The 13,785-nt window shown below is 74.4% G+C and carries 11 protein-coding genes; 4 read left to right on the forward strand and 7 right to left on the reverse strand.

Features of this window, described 5'->3' with window-relative positions; translation table 11 throughout:
- Positions 1-6 precede the first annotated feature (6 nt).
- Both QSK10_RS01735 and hutH read right to left on the reverse strand, forming a co-directional pair.
- Positions 7-891, reverse strand: coding sequence for a GNAT family N-acetyltransferase (locus QSK10_RS01735; RefSeq protein ID WP_285660782.1), 885 nt, complete (start codon positions 889-891; stop codon positions 7-9).
- A 40-nt stretch (positions 892-931) separates the two neighbouring features.
- Positions 932-2,476 (reverse strand): histidine ammonia-lyase, encoded by a 1,545-nt coding sequence (gene hutH / locus QSK10_RS01740; protein ID WP_285660783.1) that lies wholly within the window; start codon positions 2,474-2,476, stop codon positions 932-934.
- A gap of 93 nt (positions 2,477-2,569) precedes the next feature.
- On the opposite strand from hutH, the gene QSK10_RS01745 reads away from it, so the two are divergent.
- Complete coding sequence (locus QSK10_RS01745) at positions 2,570-3,388, forward strand: TrmH family RNA methyltransferase (protein WP_285660784.1); 819 nt, start codon at positions 2,570-2,572, stop codon at positions 3,386-3,388.
- Positions 3,389-3,428: 40 nt separating this feature from the next.
- Positions 3,429-4,013, forward strand: coding sequence for an HIT family protein (locus tag QSK10_RS01750; protein ID WP_285660785.1), 585 nt, complete (start codon positions 3,429-3,431; stop codon positions 4,011-4,013).
- On the opposite strand, the gene QSK10_RS01755 is transcribed toward QSK10_RS01750, so the two are convergent.
- Together QSK10_RS01755 and pta are read right to left on the reverse strand one after the other, a co-directional pair.
- Positions 4,010-5,188 (reverse strand): acetate/propionate family kinase, encoded by a 1,179-nt coding sequence (locus QSK10_RS01755; protein WP_285660786.1) that lies wholly within the window; start codon positions 5,186-5,188, stop codon positions 4,010-4,012. The two genes, QSK10_RS01750 and QSK10_RS01755, sit on opposite strands and share 4 nt — an antisense overlap.
- The gene (gene pta, locus QSK10_RS01760) at positions 5,185-7,242 is read right to left on the reverse strand and encodes a phosphate acetyltransferase (protein WP_285660787.1); all 2,058 of its coding nucleotides are present in this window, start codon (positions 7,240-7,242) and stop codon (positions 5,185-5,187) included. Before pta ends, QSK10_RS01755 begins: the two co-directional genes overlap by 4 nt.
- Before the next feature lie 278 nt (positions 7,243-7,520).
- Between pta and QSK10_RS01765 the strand changes: the two genes are divergently transcribed.
- Positions 7,521-8,786, forward strand: a complete 1,266-nt coding sequence (locus QSK10_RS01765) for an MFS transporter (RefSeq protein ID WP_285660788.1) — start codon at positions 7,521-7,523, stop codon at positions 8,784-8,786.
- A 59-nt stretch (positions 8,787-8,845) separates the two neighbouring features.
- A complete protein-coding gene (locus tag QSK10_RS01770; protein WP_285660789.1) occupies positions 8,846-10,093 on the forward strand; it encodes an MFS transporter in 1,248 nt (415 codons plus the stop codon).
- Here the strand turns inward: QSK10_RS01770 and QSK10_RS01775 are convergent.
- The 3 genes from QSK10_RS01775 to QSK10_RS01785 are packed head-to-tail and all read right to left on the reverse strand — an operon-like array spanning position 10,031 to position 13,785.
- Positions 10,031-10,603 (reverse strand): flavoprotein, encoded by a 573-nt coding sequence (locus tag QSK10_RS01775; protein ID WP_285660790.1) that lies wholly within the window; start codon positions 10,601-10,603, stop codon positions 10,031-10,033. The genes QSK10_RS01770 and QSK10_RS01775 overlap by 63 nt on opposite strands.
- A gap of 48 nt (positions 10,604-10,651) precedes the next feature.
- Positions 10,652-13,072 carry an ABC transporter permease gene (locus tag QSK10_RS01780; RefSeq protein ID WP_285660791.1) on the reverse strand — a complete coding sequence of 807 codons (2,421 nt, stop codon included), beginning with the start codon at positions 13,070-13,072 and terminating at the stop codon, positions 10,652-10,654.
- Positions 13,069-13,785 carry an ABC transporter ATP-binding protein gene (locus QSK10_RS01785; RefSeq protein WP_285662892.1) on the reverse strand — a complete coding sequence of 239 codons (717 nt, stop codon included), beginning with the start codon at positions 13,783-13,785 and terminating at the stop codon, positions 13,069-13,071. Before QSK10_RS01785 ends, QSK10_RS01780 begins: the two co-directional genes overlap by 4 nt.

A 13,785-nucleotide genomic window follows, 5' to 3' on the forward strand; every position in this document is an offset into this window, starting at 1 on the left:
CGCCGGTCACAGCTCGATCGCCCGGAACTGGTAGACGGTCCGGTACCCGAGGCGCTCGTACAGCCCGATCGCCAGGGTGTTGGTGCCGTGCACATTGAGCTTGAGGTGCGTCGCGCCGTCGGCGACGGCGAGGTTCTCGCCGTGCAGCATCGCGGCCCTGCCGTAGCCCTTGCCGCGGTGGGCGGGGTCGGCGACCACGTCGAAGATGAAGTGGGTGCCCGGCTCGTAGAAGGCCTTCACCCAGATGGTGGCGACCCATTCCCCGCCGGCGACGAGCTTGTGCAGGTGGTGGCCCTCGGTGTCGGCGCCCTGCGGGAGCAGCGCGGCGAACTCCTTCTCGGCCTCCGGCAGCAGCTCCTCCAGGGTGCCCAGGCCGTTCTCGGCGTTCAGTTCGGCGTAGCCCTGGACGCTCTCGGCGCGCCAGGCGTCGAAGTCGGCCCCGGTGAGGCGCTCGGCGGTGACGCCCTCGGGCAGCGGCTTCGCCCCGGCCAGCTCCAGGTTCATGTGCTGCGAGGTGACGACCAGGCCCTCGACGAGCGCGGCCTGGGCGGCGTCCTCGGGCTGGAGGTTGACGCGGACGAGGGCCGCGCCGCGCGAGCGGGCGTGCTCCACGGCGGCGGCCAGCGCTGCGCGGGCGTGGCCCTTGCGGCGGTGGGCGGGGTCGATGACGATGTCGTCGAGGAGCATCTGGACCGGCTGCTGCCCGGGGACGTCGCTCATGGCCAGCAGGCCGACGTGCTCACCCCCGGTGTGCAGGGCGAACTCGAACCTGCTGTCCGCGGGCTTCTCGCGGCGGCGCTCGACGCGCTGGCGGTAGCCCTCGGGGAGCCGCTCGCGCCAGTCGGCCTCCCAGGCGGCGACGTCGGCGGGGGTGGCGTGACGTAGATCCATCGCCGGAGCGTAGCTCGCCCCGGCGACGGATCGCACACCGCTAGATCCAGCCGCCCGCGCGGGCCAGTTCCACGATGTCGGAGCGCATCGCGCGCACGCCCTCGATCTGCGGGGTCATCTCGCGGTCGACCATCATGGCGGGCACGTCGCGGCGGACGCGGGCGTGCACGGCGCCGGTCGCCGGTCCGGGCACCGCCACGTCGGCGCGCAGGTCGAGGCCCTGCGCCGCGCACAGCACCTCGATGGCCAGGACGGTGCGCGCGTTGTCGATGACCTCGTGGGCCTTGCGGACCGCGTGCCAGCCCATCGACACGTGGTCCTCCTGGTTGCCCGAGGTCACGATCGAGTCGACGCTGGCGGGGTGGCACAGGACCTTGTTCTCGCTGACCACGCTCGCGGCGGTGTACTGGGCGAGCATGAAGCCGGAGTTGGTGCCGGCGTCGGGTGCCAGGAACGGCGGCAGGCCGCGCGAGGTCGCCGGGTCCAGCATCCGGTACACGCGGCGCTCGGCGATGCTGGCCAGCTCGGCCACGGCCATCGCGAGGGCGTCGGCGGCGAAGGCCAGGGGCTGGCCGTGGAAGTTGCCGGTGCTCATGACCTCGTAGCCGCCGTCGTTGTCGGTGACGACGACGGGGTTGTCCACGACCGAGCCGAGCTCGATGGTGATGACGCGGCGGCAGTGCGCGATCAGGTCGCGCGAGGAGCCGTGCACCTGCGGCGCGCAGCGCAGCGAGTAGGAGTCCTGCACGGCGTGGTCGGACCAGCGGTGGCTGGCCAGCAGCGGGCTGTCGGCCAGCAGGCGCCGCAGGTTCGCCGCCGAGGCCAGCTGCCCCGGGTGGGGGCGGATGACCTGGACGCGCTCGTCATAGGCGCGGTCGGTGCCGAAGAGGGCCTCCACCGACATCGCGCAGGCGATGTCGGCGAGCTCGCACAGCTCCTCGGCGTCCACGATGGCCAGGGCCAGTACGGCCTGCATCGGCTCGGTGCCGTTGATGAGGGACAGGCCCTCCTTCGGCTCCAGGACCAGCGGGGTGAGCCCGTGCTCGGCGAGGACCTCGGCGGCGGGGCGGCCCTCCTTGGGGCCGCCGGGGGCCTTGAGGCGTCCCTCGCCGATGAGCGGCAGCGCCAGGTGCGCCAGCTGCGCGAGGTCCCCGGAGGCGCCCACGGAGCCCTTGGAGGGGATCACCGGCAGGAGGTCGGCGTTCAGGAGGTCGATGAACAGTTTCGGGAGGTCGATGCGGACCCCGGAGTGCCCGGCGGACAGGGTCCGGGCGCGCAGGAGCAGCAGCGCGCGGACGACCTCGTCCGGCAGCGGCTCGCCGACTCCGGCGGCGTGGCTGCGCACGAGCGCGAGCTGGAGCGCGGCGAGGTCCTCGGAGCCGATCGTGGTGTCGGCGAGGGCGCCGAATCCGGTGGTCACGCCGTAAACGACGTCCTTGCGGTTGACGGCGTCGACGACGACGCCCCTGCTGGGGGCCATCTTCTCGGCGAGGTACGGGCCAAGGCTTACACGCGCACGGCGGTGTGCGACATCGACGACGTCTTCGACCGTGAGCGCGTCTCCGGTCAGTGGAAGATCACGCATAGGGCAGACACTAACCGTCGCGGGTCCAGCGCGGTCGCGGTGGGGACATACCCGCGGCTGCGTAGAGTGAGCCGGTCGAGGGGAGATCGTCGGGTGTCGGGCCGGTCGTACGTGGGACGCAGGAACGCGACGTTCCAGCAGTGGGAGTCGCTGCTGGTCAACCGGAAGAAGCGGCAGCGTGCGGGCGCCTTCCTGGTGCAGGGGGTGCGCCCGGTGACGATGGCCGCGCGCGCCGGGTGGCCGGTGTCGGCGGTGCTGTGCCGGGCCGAGACGCGCCTGTCGGAGTGGGCCCGGGGGGTGCTGGACCAGGTCGGCGCGCCGGTGGCGGAGGTCTCAGCCGAGCTGATCGCTGAATTGGGCGAGCGGCCCGAGGAGCCACCCGAGGTGCTGCTGGTGGCGGACATGCCCGCCGACGACCTGTCGCGCATCGAAGTCGGCCCGGGTTTCCTGGGCGCGGTCTTCGACCGGCCCACCAGCCCCGGCAACATCGGGACGCTGATCCGCTCCGCCGACGCCTTCGGGGCCTCGGGGGTGATCGTGACCGGGCACGCCGCCGACGTCTACGACCCGCGCGCGGTGCGGGCCTCGACGGGTTCGCTGTTCGCGGTGCCGACGGTCCGCGCGGCCTCGCACGCGCCGGTGGTGGACTGGGCGCGCACGCATCCGGGGCTGGTCATCGCCGCCACCGACGAGGCGGGCACGGTCGAGCTGGCCGACCTGGACCTGACCCGGCCGACGCTGCTGCTCATCGGCAACGAGACAGCCGGGCTGAGCCAGGGCTGGCGCGAGGCCGCCGACGTCCTGGTGCGCATCCCGATGGGCGGCACGGCGAGTTCCCTGAACGCCGCGACGGCGGCGACGATCGCGTTCTACGAGGCGCGGGTGCAGCGCGACCGGGGACGGCGGGGATGAGGGACGGCAGGGAGGGCCGCGCGCCGCTAGCCTCGCGGGCATGACCAACCCCCACCTGGAGCACGTGCCCTTCGGCGAGACCGGCATCATGCCCGACTTCGCCTCCTGGCACACCTTCCCGTTCGAGGGCGATCTGCGCCTGAAGCCCTTCACGCCGCCGGTGGCGCCGGAGCCGCCCCGCCACGGCGCCGGCGGCGTGGACTGCGGGACCTGCGCGCGGCCCGACGCGTCATTCGTGTGGACCGACGAGCACTGGCGCGTCGGGACGACGAAGGCGCCCACCGGGCTCCCGGCCGTGCTGTTCCTGTACCCGCGCGCCCACCACGACCTGGTGGACATGCCACCGGAGCTGGCCGCCGGGTACGGGCCGATGATCCAGCGCGTGGAGCGCGCCTACCTCGCGCTGGGCGGCATCGCCCGCGTGCAGCAGGCGCGGTGGGGCGACGGTTCGGAGCACCTGCACCTGTGGTTCTTCGGGCGCCCCGAGGGGATGGTCCAGCTGCGCGGCACGTTCCTGTCGCTGTGGGACGACGTGCTGCCGCCGGTGCCGGAGGACCGCTGGCGCGCCGGTCTCTCCGCGATCGCCGCGCACCTGGCGGAGGGCGGCGGCACCGCGCACGTCTAGGAGACCAGCGCCAGGGCCTGCGTGGCGATCTCCAGTTCCTCGTCGGTGGGCACCACCAGGACCGTCACCGGCGAGCCCGGCGCCGAGATGACCGGCCCGCCGCGCTCGTTGCGGTCGTGGTCGAGGCGGACGCCGAGGTCGCCGAGCCCGGTGAGGGCGTGCTCGCGGACGCGCGCGTTGTTCTCGCCGACCCCGGCGGTGAACACCACCGCGTCGGTGTGCCCGAGGACGGCCATGTAGGCGCCGACGTACTTGCGCACGCGGTGGCAGTAGACGTCGAGGGCGAGCCGGGCGTCCTCGTCGCCGTTGTCGATGAGCTTGATCAGCTCGCGCATGTCGTTGACGCCGGACAGCCCGAGGAGCCCGGAACGGCGGTTGAGCGCGTCGTCGAGGTCGTCGACGGTGAGCCCGGCGGCGCGGCGCAGGTGGAAGATCACGCCGGGGTCCACGTCGCCGCTGCGGGTGCCCATGACCAGGCCCTCCAGCGGCGTGAGGCCCATGGAGGTCTCCACGCACACGCCGCCGCGCACCGCCGAGACGGAGGCGCCGTTGCCCAGGTGCAGCACGATCACGTTGACGTCGGCGGGCCCGCAGTCCAGCAGGCGCGCCGACATGCGGGAGACGTAGGCGTGGGAGGTGCCGTGGAAGCCGTAGCGGCGGACGCCGTACTCGGCGCGCCACTCGCGGGGCACGGCGTAGGTGTGGGCGTGCGGCGGGAGGGTCGCGTGGAACGCGGTGTCGAAGACGGCGACGTGCGGGACGTCCGGGAACACCTCGCGCGCGACCTGGATGCCCTTGAGGTTGGCGGGGTTGTGCAGGGGCGCCAGGTCCGAAAGGGACGCGATGACCTCGCAGACCTCGTCGGTGACGAGGGTGGGCGCGGTGAAGCGCTCGCCGCCGTGCACGACGCGGTGGCCGACGGCGGCGAGGTGGACGGCGGCCAGGTCCGGCCCGGCCTCGGCGAAGGCGGCGAGCATGGCGCGCATCCCGGCGGCGTGGTCGGCGACGGGCTCACGCCGCTCGACCTCCCCGGCGGGACCGCGGTGGGTGAGCAGCCCCTCGGACTCGCCGATGCGTTCCACGGCGCCCTTGGCGACGGCGTGGCCCGAGGGCAGGTCGAGGAGCCGGTACTTGATCGAGGACGAACCCGAGTTGACGACGAGCACCTGTGTCACAGCGGAGCCTCCATCTGCGCCTGTACGGCGGTCAGGGCGACGGTGTTGACGATGTCGTGCACGGTCGCGCCGCGCGAGAGGTCGTTGACCGGACGGCGCAGGCCCTGGAGGACCGGCCCGACGGCCACCGCGCCCGCGCTGCGCTGCACGGCCTTGTAGAGGTTGTTCCCCGTGTTCAGATCCGGAACCACGAACACGGTGGCGCGCCCGGCGACGTCGCTGCCGGGCAGCTTCGTGGACGCCACGCCGGTGTCGACGGCCGCGTCGTACTGGATGGGCCCCTCGACGGGCAGCCCGGGGACGCGCGCGCGGACCAGCGCGGTCGCCTCGCGCACCTTGTCCACCTCGCTCCCGGCGCCCGAGGCGCCCGTGGAGTAGGACAGCATCGCCACGCGCGGCTCCACCCCGAAGGCCTCGGCGGTGTGCGCCGAGGAGATGGCGATGTCGGCGAGCTGCTCGGCGGTCGGCTCGGGGATGACCGCACAGTCGCCGTAGACGAGGACCCGGTCGGCCAGGCACATGAAGAACACGCTGGAGACGACCTTGGTGCCGGGCACGGTCCGGATGATCTCGAAGGCCGGCCGGATGGTGTGCGCGGTGGTGTGCGCGGCGCCGGAGACCATGCCGTCGGCGAGTCCCTCCTGGACCATCATCGTGCCGAAGTACGACACGTCGGTGACCACGTCCAGGGCCAGCTCGGGCGTGACGCCCTTGTGGGCGCGCAGGCGCGCGTACTCGTGGGCGAAGCGCTCGCGCAGCTCCGGGTCGAAGGGGCTGACGACGGTCGCCGCCGACAGGTCGGCGCCCAGCTGCGCGGCCAGGCGGTGGACCTCGGCGGCGTCGCCGAGCAGCGTCACGTCGGCCACGCCGCGGCGCAGGATGATGTCGGCGGCGCGGATGACGCGCGGCTCGCCGCCCTCGGGGAGCACGATGCGGCGGCGGGACGCGCGGGCGCGCTCGACGAGGCGGTGCTCGAACATCAGCGGCGTCACCGCGGGCGAGGCGGCCAGGCGCATCCGGTCCAGCAGCGTCGCGCCGTCCACGCTCGTGGCGAACATGCCCAGCGCGGTGGCGATCTTGCCGTCGGAGCCGGCGGTCATGGTGCCCTTGACGGCGTTGAGGCGGGTGGCGGTCTCGAAGGTGTCGGCCTCGGTGAGCAGGATCGGCAGGGCCGCGTCGACCCCGGCGAGGAGGCGGCGGATCTGCAGGGGCGGGCGGATGCCGCCGGTGAGCATGATCGCGCCGACCGCCGGGACGCCCACGGAGTGGTGGGCGACCAGCAGCCCGAGCAGCAGCTCGGTGCGGTCCCCCGGCGTCATCACCACCGCGCCGTCCACGAGGTGGTCGAGGAGGTTCGGCAGCGTCATCGCGCCCACGAGCAGGCCGCGCGCCTCGCGGCCGAGGAGCTCGCGGGACCCGGCGATCAGCTCGGCGCCGCACGCGGCGGCCAGCTCGCCGACGGTGGGCGCGGTCAGCGCCGGGGTCTCCGGCATCACCCACGCGCCCGGGGCGCGCTCGCGGACGTCGGCGAGCGCCGCGGGCGCGACGCGGTTGACCACGACGCCGCAGACGGTGGCGTGGGCGGACTCGGCCTCGGCGGTGCCGAGGCGGACGGCGGCGGCGATCTCGGCGGGCGTCCGGCCGTCGCCGGTGACCACGAGCAGGACCGGGGAGGCGAGGTTGACCGCGACGCGCAGGTTGAACTCGAACTCGGTGGGCGAGGCGACGTCGGTGTAGTCGGTGCCGATGACGAGGACGGCGTCGTGGCGGGCGGCCAGCGCGTGGTAGCGCTCGACGACGCGGCCGACGGCGGCCTCGGAGTCGGCGCGCACGTCGTCGTAGGTGACGCCGACGCTCTCCTCGTAGTCCTGGGTGAGCTTGAAGCGCTCGCGGAGCAGCTCGACGAGCGGGTCGGGCCGCTCGTCGCCGCGGATGACGGGCCGGAACACCCCCACCGATCCGGCGGTGCGGGTGAGCAGCTCGGTCAGGCCGAGCGCGACGGTCGACTTGCCGCTGGCCGCGTCGAGGGCCGCGAGGTACAGACTCTTCGCCACCTGAGCACCTTAGATCGACTGGGGTCGCCGTCTCGCCGGAACGTCCTCAATGGCCCGCCGCCCCGGGCGGCGGGAGGGCCCACCGGGCACGTGACCGGCGGCGGAACCCGGGGCGCGGGGTTCATGAAGGGAGTCCTCCCCGCCGGGGCCTCCGTCCACTGTGTCCAACGAGCCGGGCGCGGGCGGGTGACGCCCGGGACCCGGCGATCTCCGGGCGGGGCGAGATCGTCTCGGGTTCGACCTTGACAAGGGCTCCACTCTGACGTCAGTATGGCGTCATGTCTACCGCCGCTATTGAGTCGGACGCCGCCACCAAAGACGCCCCCGTCGTGCCATTGCGCCGCAACCGGGACTTCCAGATCCTGTGGAGCGGCCGCGCGATCGCCGGGCTCGGCCAGGAGGTCGCCGGGATCTCGTTCCCGCTGCTGATGCTGGCCGTCACCGGCTCCGCCGGGTACGCCGGCCTGCTGGCCACCGGCCAGCTCGTGGCCATGCTGCTGGTCTCGCTGCCCGCCGGGGTCCTCGCCGACCGCCTCAACCGGCGCACCATCATGATCGTCTGCGACCTCGCCCGGGGCCTGATCTTCACCACCCTGACCGTGCTGGTCATCGCGGGCCTGGCGACCATCCCGATCATCATCGCCGCGGCCACCGCCAGCGCGATCTTCCACGGCTTCTTCAACCCCGTGGCGATGAGCGCGATGAAGCAGCTCGTGCCGACCTCGCAGCTGGCCGCCGCGCAGGCCCAGAACGAGGCCCGCATGCGCGTCACGGGCCTGATCGGCCCGCCCATCGGCGGCTGGCTGTTCGGGCTCGGCCGCGCGCTGCCGTTCATCGCCGACGCGGTCACCTACCTGCTGGCCGCCGCCGCGCTGCTGTTCATCCGCAAGCCGCTCCAGGCCGAGCGGGCCGTCCCCCAGGGCCCGGCCGAATCGCCCCTCAAGGCCGCCACCGCCGGGCTGCGGCACATGTGGAAGGACCGGCGGCTGCGCTACATGATGGCCTGGTCGATGGCCATCAACCTGTCCCTCGGCGGCCTCTACCTGACCATGATCGCCACCTGGCGCGAGCGCGGCGCCACCGAGGGCGGCATCGGCGCGCTGGTCGCCGTGGCGACCCTCGGCGGGCTGACCGGGGCGCTGCTGGCGCCGGTCATCATCCGCAAGATGAAGCCCTCGCTGCTGATCCTGTGCCTGGCCTGGGGCCTGCCGGTCGGCGTGGCCGCGATGGGCCTGGTCCCCGGGATCATCCCCATCGCCGCCCTCAACGCCGTCCTGGGCCTGCTCCTGCCCGCCCTGAACGCCCTGGGCATCGCCTACATCACCGCCGGGACGCCCGACGCGCTCCAGGGCCGCGTGGCCGCCGCCGCGAGCTTCCTGTCGATGCTGCTCCAGCCGCTGGCGCCGGTCACCATCGGCACCATCTTCGACGCCTCCGGCAGCACCGCCGCCTTCCTCACCATGGCGGGCATGGCCCTGGCCGGGGCCTTCTTCACCCTCACCAAGGCGATGCGGACCATCCCCCGCCCGGAACAGCTCGGCTGAGTCCGGAGTTCCGCCGACAAACCTTGCCACCGTCCCGTTCCCGGTAGAGGATCTTGCGAGTGTCGATCACCACCCCCACCCCGGCCGCTCCCGCGGTGCCCCTGCGCCGCAACCGCGACTTCCAGATCCTGTGGTCCGGCCGCGCCGTCTCCGCCCTCGGCAGCCAGGTCACCGAGATCGCCTACCCGCTGCTCATGCTCGCCATCACCGGCTCCGCCGGGTACGCCGGCATGCTCGGCGCGTCCCAGCTGATCACCAGCCTGATCGTCTCCCTCCCCGCCGGCCTGCTGGCCGACCGGATGAACCGCCGCACGATCATGATCGTCGCCGACCTCGGCCGCGCCGTCCTGCTGGGCGGTCTCGCCCTGGCGGTGTTCACCGGGCACACGAGCATCCCGCTCATCATCGCGACCGCGATCGGCTCGGCGGCCTTCGGCGCCCTGTTCAACCCGGCCTCCGGCGCGGCGATCAAGGCGCTGGTCACGCCCGCGCAGATGAAGCAGGCGCAGGCCCAGAACCAGGCCCGCATGCACGGCGCCCAGCTCCTCGGGCCGCCGGTGGGCGGCTGGCTGCTCGGGCTGGGCCGCTCGGTGCCGTTCCTGGTGGACGCGATCACCTACGTCCTGGGCGCGATCGCTCTGCTGTTCATCCGCAGGCCCCTCCAGGACGAGCGCGACGATCGCCGTCCCCTGCGGTTCAAGGACATGTTCGCCTTCAAGGACATGGCCGCCGGGCTGAAGTTCGTCTTCGCCGACCGCATCATCCGCGCGGTGATGTCGTGGGGCATGGGCGTCAACCTCGCCTACTCCGGCTTCTTCCTCATCCTCATCGCCACCTGGCACGCGCGCGGCGCCAGCGAGGCCTCCATCGGCCTGCTGTCGGCGCTGGCCACCGCCGGGGGCCTGCTCGGCGCGCTGCTCACCGGCCCCATCACCCGCGCGGTGAAACCCGCGACGCTGGTCCGCTCCCTGGCCTGGGTGCTCCCGGTGCTCACCGCCGTCATGGCGTTCCTGCCGGGCGTCATCCCCATCGCGGTGGCGTTCATGCTGGCGATGCTGCTGCTCCCGGCGCTGAACACGGTCATGCTCGCCTTCATCGCCGAGCGCGTGCCCGACGAGCTCCAGGGCCGCGCCAACGCCGGGACGAACGTGCTGGCCCAGGCGCTCCAGCCGATCGGCCCGCTGCTGCTGGGCACCATCTTCGACGCCTGGGGCACGCCGTGGGCCTTCGGGACGGCCGCCGCCCTACTGGCCGTGGCCGCCCTGTTCACCTTCAGCCGCCACATCACCGCGCTGAACCACCTCTAGCGCCCCGGCGACCGGCCCCCAGTCGGCGGTGACCGAACCGTCGGGACGGCGGAAGGTCACCGCGTCGGGATCCAGCAGCGCCACCCCGGCCCCGGCCAGGGTGGCGAGGCTGGTCGCGTAGGCCGGGTGGTGCCGCAGCGCCGGGCTCACCATCGGCGCCGCCACCACCGGGACGCCCAGGCCCAGCGCCCGGTTCAGGTGCCCCAGCGCGAAGGTGTCACCGGCGCCCCACGCCCACTTGTTCAGCGTGTTGAACGTGAGGGGCGCGGCGATGACCGCGTCCGGCGCCGGGAACGGGTCGTCCTCCCCGGGCCGCCGCGGCGCCGAGCGCACCGGGCGCCCGGTGCGCGCCTCCAGCGCGGCCACGTCCACCCAGTCCGCCGCCGTCGGCGTCAGGATGACGCACGGCGACCAGCCGCGCTCCTCGACCAGGTCGAGGAGCGCGGCCAGTTCCAGCACCGGGGGCGCGGCGCAGGCGACGATGTGGGCGATCTTCGGGCCGGCTGCCATCCCACCAGGATCCTCCGCCGAACGGTGAATCGCATCCCACCGAACCGGTCAGCGGGCCAGCAGCCGCCGCGCGGGCACCACCGTGGCGAAGTAGGCCGCCGCCAGGACCACCCCGCACATGACCGGTATCAGCCAGTACGGGCCCACCGGGAGCGGGCTCCCCAGCGCCCCCACGCCCAGGAACAGCAGCGGCGGCAGCGACAGCGCCAGCCCCACCGCGGCCGCCCCGGCCCCGAAGAACAGCGCCTCCGCGCGCGCCACCGCCATCAGCTGCCGCGGCGTGGCACCGGAGTGCCGCAGCGCGTCGAACTCCGGCCGCCGCCGCGCCGTGGCCGCGACCAGGCCGTTGACCACGCCCAGCAGGACGTACCCGAGCAGCCCGCCGATCACCACGAGGTTGACCCACTTGTCGGGCCGCTCGGCGGCTGCGGCGCCCACCTCGCCGCCCACGAGCGTCCCGGGCGCGATCGACAGGACCTCCCGGGCGCGGGCGGCGTCCAGGCCCTCGGCGATCACCGTCGACGGCGGCCCCGAGCCCAGGCCCGGCGCGAGGATCATCGAACCGAAACCGAACTCGCGCGCGTAGACGGCGACCACGGTGACCGTGACCGGCCGCCCGTCGGCGAGCAGCAGGCCGACCTCGTCCCCGGTCGACAGGCCGCCCCACAGCGCGAAGGACGCCGAGACCGCCACGCTCGTGTCCTTGACCGCGGCCAGGTCGCCGTCGGTGACCTCCGGATCGGCCAGGGCGACGTCGCCGCCCAGGACCGTGGCCGGGTGATCCTCGTAGCGCTGCTTGCCGTCCTGCTCGGAGGGCTCGTAGACGGTGGTGGAGCCGAAGGTGGCCACCCGGGCGCCGGGTTCGGCGGCCAGGGCGTCGACGGCGTAGGCGGGCACGCCGCGCAGGGCCGGGGCGGTGACGCTGACCGGCGCGCTCAGCCCGGCGGCGAGTTCGGCGCGGGCGGCCTCGTCCGGCGTGGTCTGGAGGAACGCGTTGGTGACGGCGAGCGTGACGGCCAGCGCGAGGCCGGTGACCGCCCCGGCGGTGCGGGCGGCGTAGGCGCCGATGTTGTGCGCGGCCAGCCACGAGGTCACCCCCGCCCGGCGCGGCAGGAACCGCGCGATGAGCACCGCGCCCTTGCGCATCAGCGCCGGACCGGCCAGGGCCAGGCCGATCACCGACATCAGGGAGGCGCCGCCGACCGCCGCCAGGCCCGCGATGCCGGGCATGGCCACCGGGGCCGCCGTCATCACCAGCGCCAGCCCGACCAGGCCGAAGCCGATCGCCGAGCGCACCGGGCCCTCCGGGCGCGGTTCGGTGTTGGTCTGCGCCAGGGCGCTGGTCACCGGCAGCCGGGACACCCCGAACGCGGCGGCCCGCGCCGACAGCCCGACGGTGAGCAGGAACAGCACGATCGCGATCAGCGCGGGCAGCGGGCTCCACGCGGTGGCGATCTCCGGGGAGAGCATCCCCAGCGAGACGAACCAGTCCCGCGCCACACCGGCCAGCGCGTACCCCCCGGCGATGCCGAACGGCAGCGCCAGCAGCGCCGTGACGGTGCCCTGCGCGGCGACGAGGCGGCGGGCCTGGCGCGGCGTGGCGCCCACGGCGCGCATCAGCGCCAGCTCCGGCGCCTGCCCGGCGACGTGCACCGACAGCGCGGCGGCGACCATGAACCCGACGACCATCAGGATCGTCCCGGACAGCGCGCCGGCCATCGCGATGAGCTCACCGGCCGAACCGGCCGCGGCGGGGTTCTCCACCTCGCCCCGGTCGTCGCCGGTGGCCACCACCGGGCCCGGGCCGGCCGCGGCGGCGATCGCCTCGGCCAGGTCCCCGGTGTCGGCGCCCGGCGCGGCCCACACCGCCAGCAGGTCGGCGGCGCGCCCGGCCAGCGCCGCGGCCGTCGCGTCGTCCCAGTACAGGCCCTCGGGGGCGCCGGCGGCGACGCCGGTGACGGTGTAGGACGCGCGCTTCCCACCGGCGATGACGTCGGTGGTGGCGCCGGGCGCCAGGCCCAGCCGCGCGGCGGTGGCCGCGTCCAGGGCGAGCTCGCCGGGGCCGGTGGGGGCGCGGCCGGTGATCTCGCCGGTCATCGCCGAGGACCAGCCGTGCCCGGTGAGCCCGGGGACGGCCTGCCCGCCGGTGACGGGCGCGGCGGGGACGCTCAGGTCGGCGATGACGCGCTCGACGCCGGGGACCGCCGCGACGGCCGCGATGACGGAGGCGTCGACGGGGGCGCGGGCGGCGAGGGGGATGTCGATGTCCTCGACCTGCTCCAGCTCCGCCGGGGCGCCCACGAGGACGTCGGCGTCGGCGAAGCGGCCCGGCGGCGCGGTCCCCCGGATGCCGGTCTCGCCGAGCACGGCGCAGGTGGTGACGGCGACGGCGCCGAAGAGCACCGCCACGAACACCGCGATGAGGCTGGCCACGCGCTTGCGGGCCATGGTGAACGCGATCGCCCTCACGCGCCGGCCCCTTCCCAGACGCGCCCGAGGCGGGCGGCGAGCTCACCGGCGGTGGCGCGGCTCAGGATCTCGCCGATGCGCCCGTCGCTCATCACGAGGGTGTCGTGGGCGCGGGCCGCGGCGGCCGGGTCGTGGGTGACCATGACGATGGTCTGGCCGAGCTCGTCGACGAGCTCGGTGAACAGGTCGAGGATCCCCGCGGCGGTGCGGGAGTCGAGGGCGCCGGTGGGCTCGTCGGCGAAGACCACGGCGGGCCGGGCGGCGAGGGCGCGGACGATGGAGACGCGCTGCCGCTGCCCGCCGGACAGCTCGGCGGGGGCCCGCCCGAGCATCCCCGACAGGCCGGTGCGGGCGACGAGGGAGGCGAGCCAGGCGCGGTCGGGCGACGTCCCCGCCAGGCGCAGCGGGAGGGTGATGTTCTGTTCCACGCTCAGCGAGGGCACCAGGTTGTAGGACTGGAACACGAAGCCGACGTGCTCGCGGCGGACGAGGGCGCGCTTGGACTCCTTGAGCCCGGCGATCTCGGTCCCGGCGATGGTGATCGAGCCGGACGTGGGGACGTCCAGCCCGGAGGCGCAGTGCAGGAGGGTGCTCTTGCCCGAACCCGACTGGCCCATCACCGCCAGGAACGCCCCGCGCGGCACGCGCAGCGACACCCCGTCCAGCGCGGTGACGCCGCCGTCGTAGACGCGGGTGACGCCCCGCAGCTCCAC

Source organism: Actinorhabdospora filicis (genome assembly GCF_030269765.1).
Taxonomy (GTDB): domain Bacteria; phylum Actinomycetota; class Actinomycetes; order Mycobacteriales; family Micromonosporaceae; genus Actinorhabdospora; species Actinorhabdospora filicis.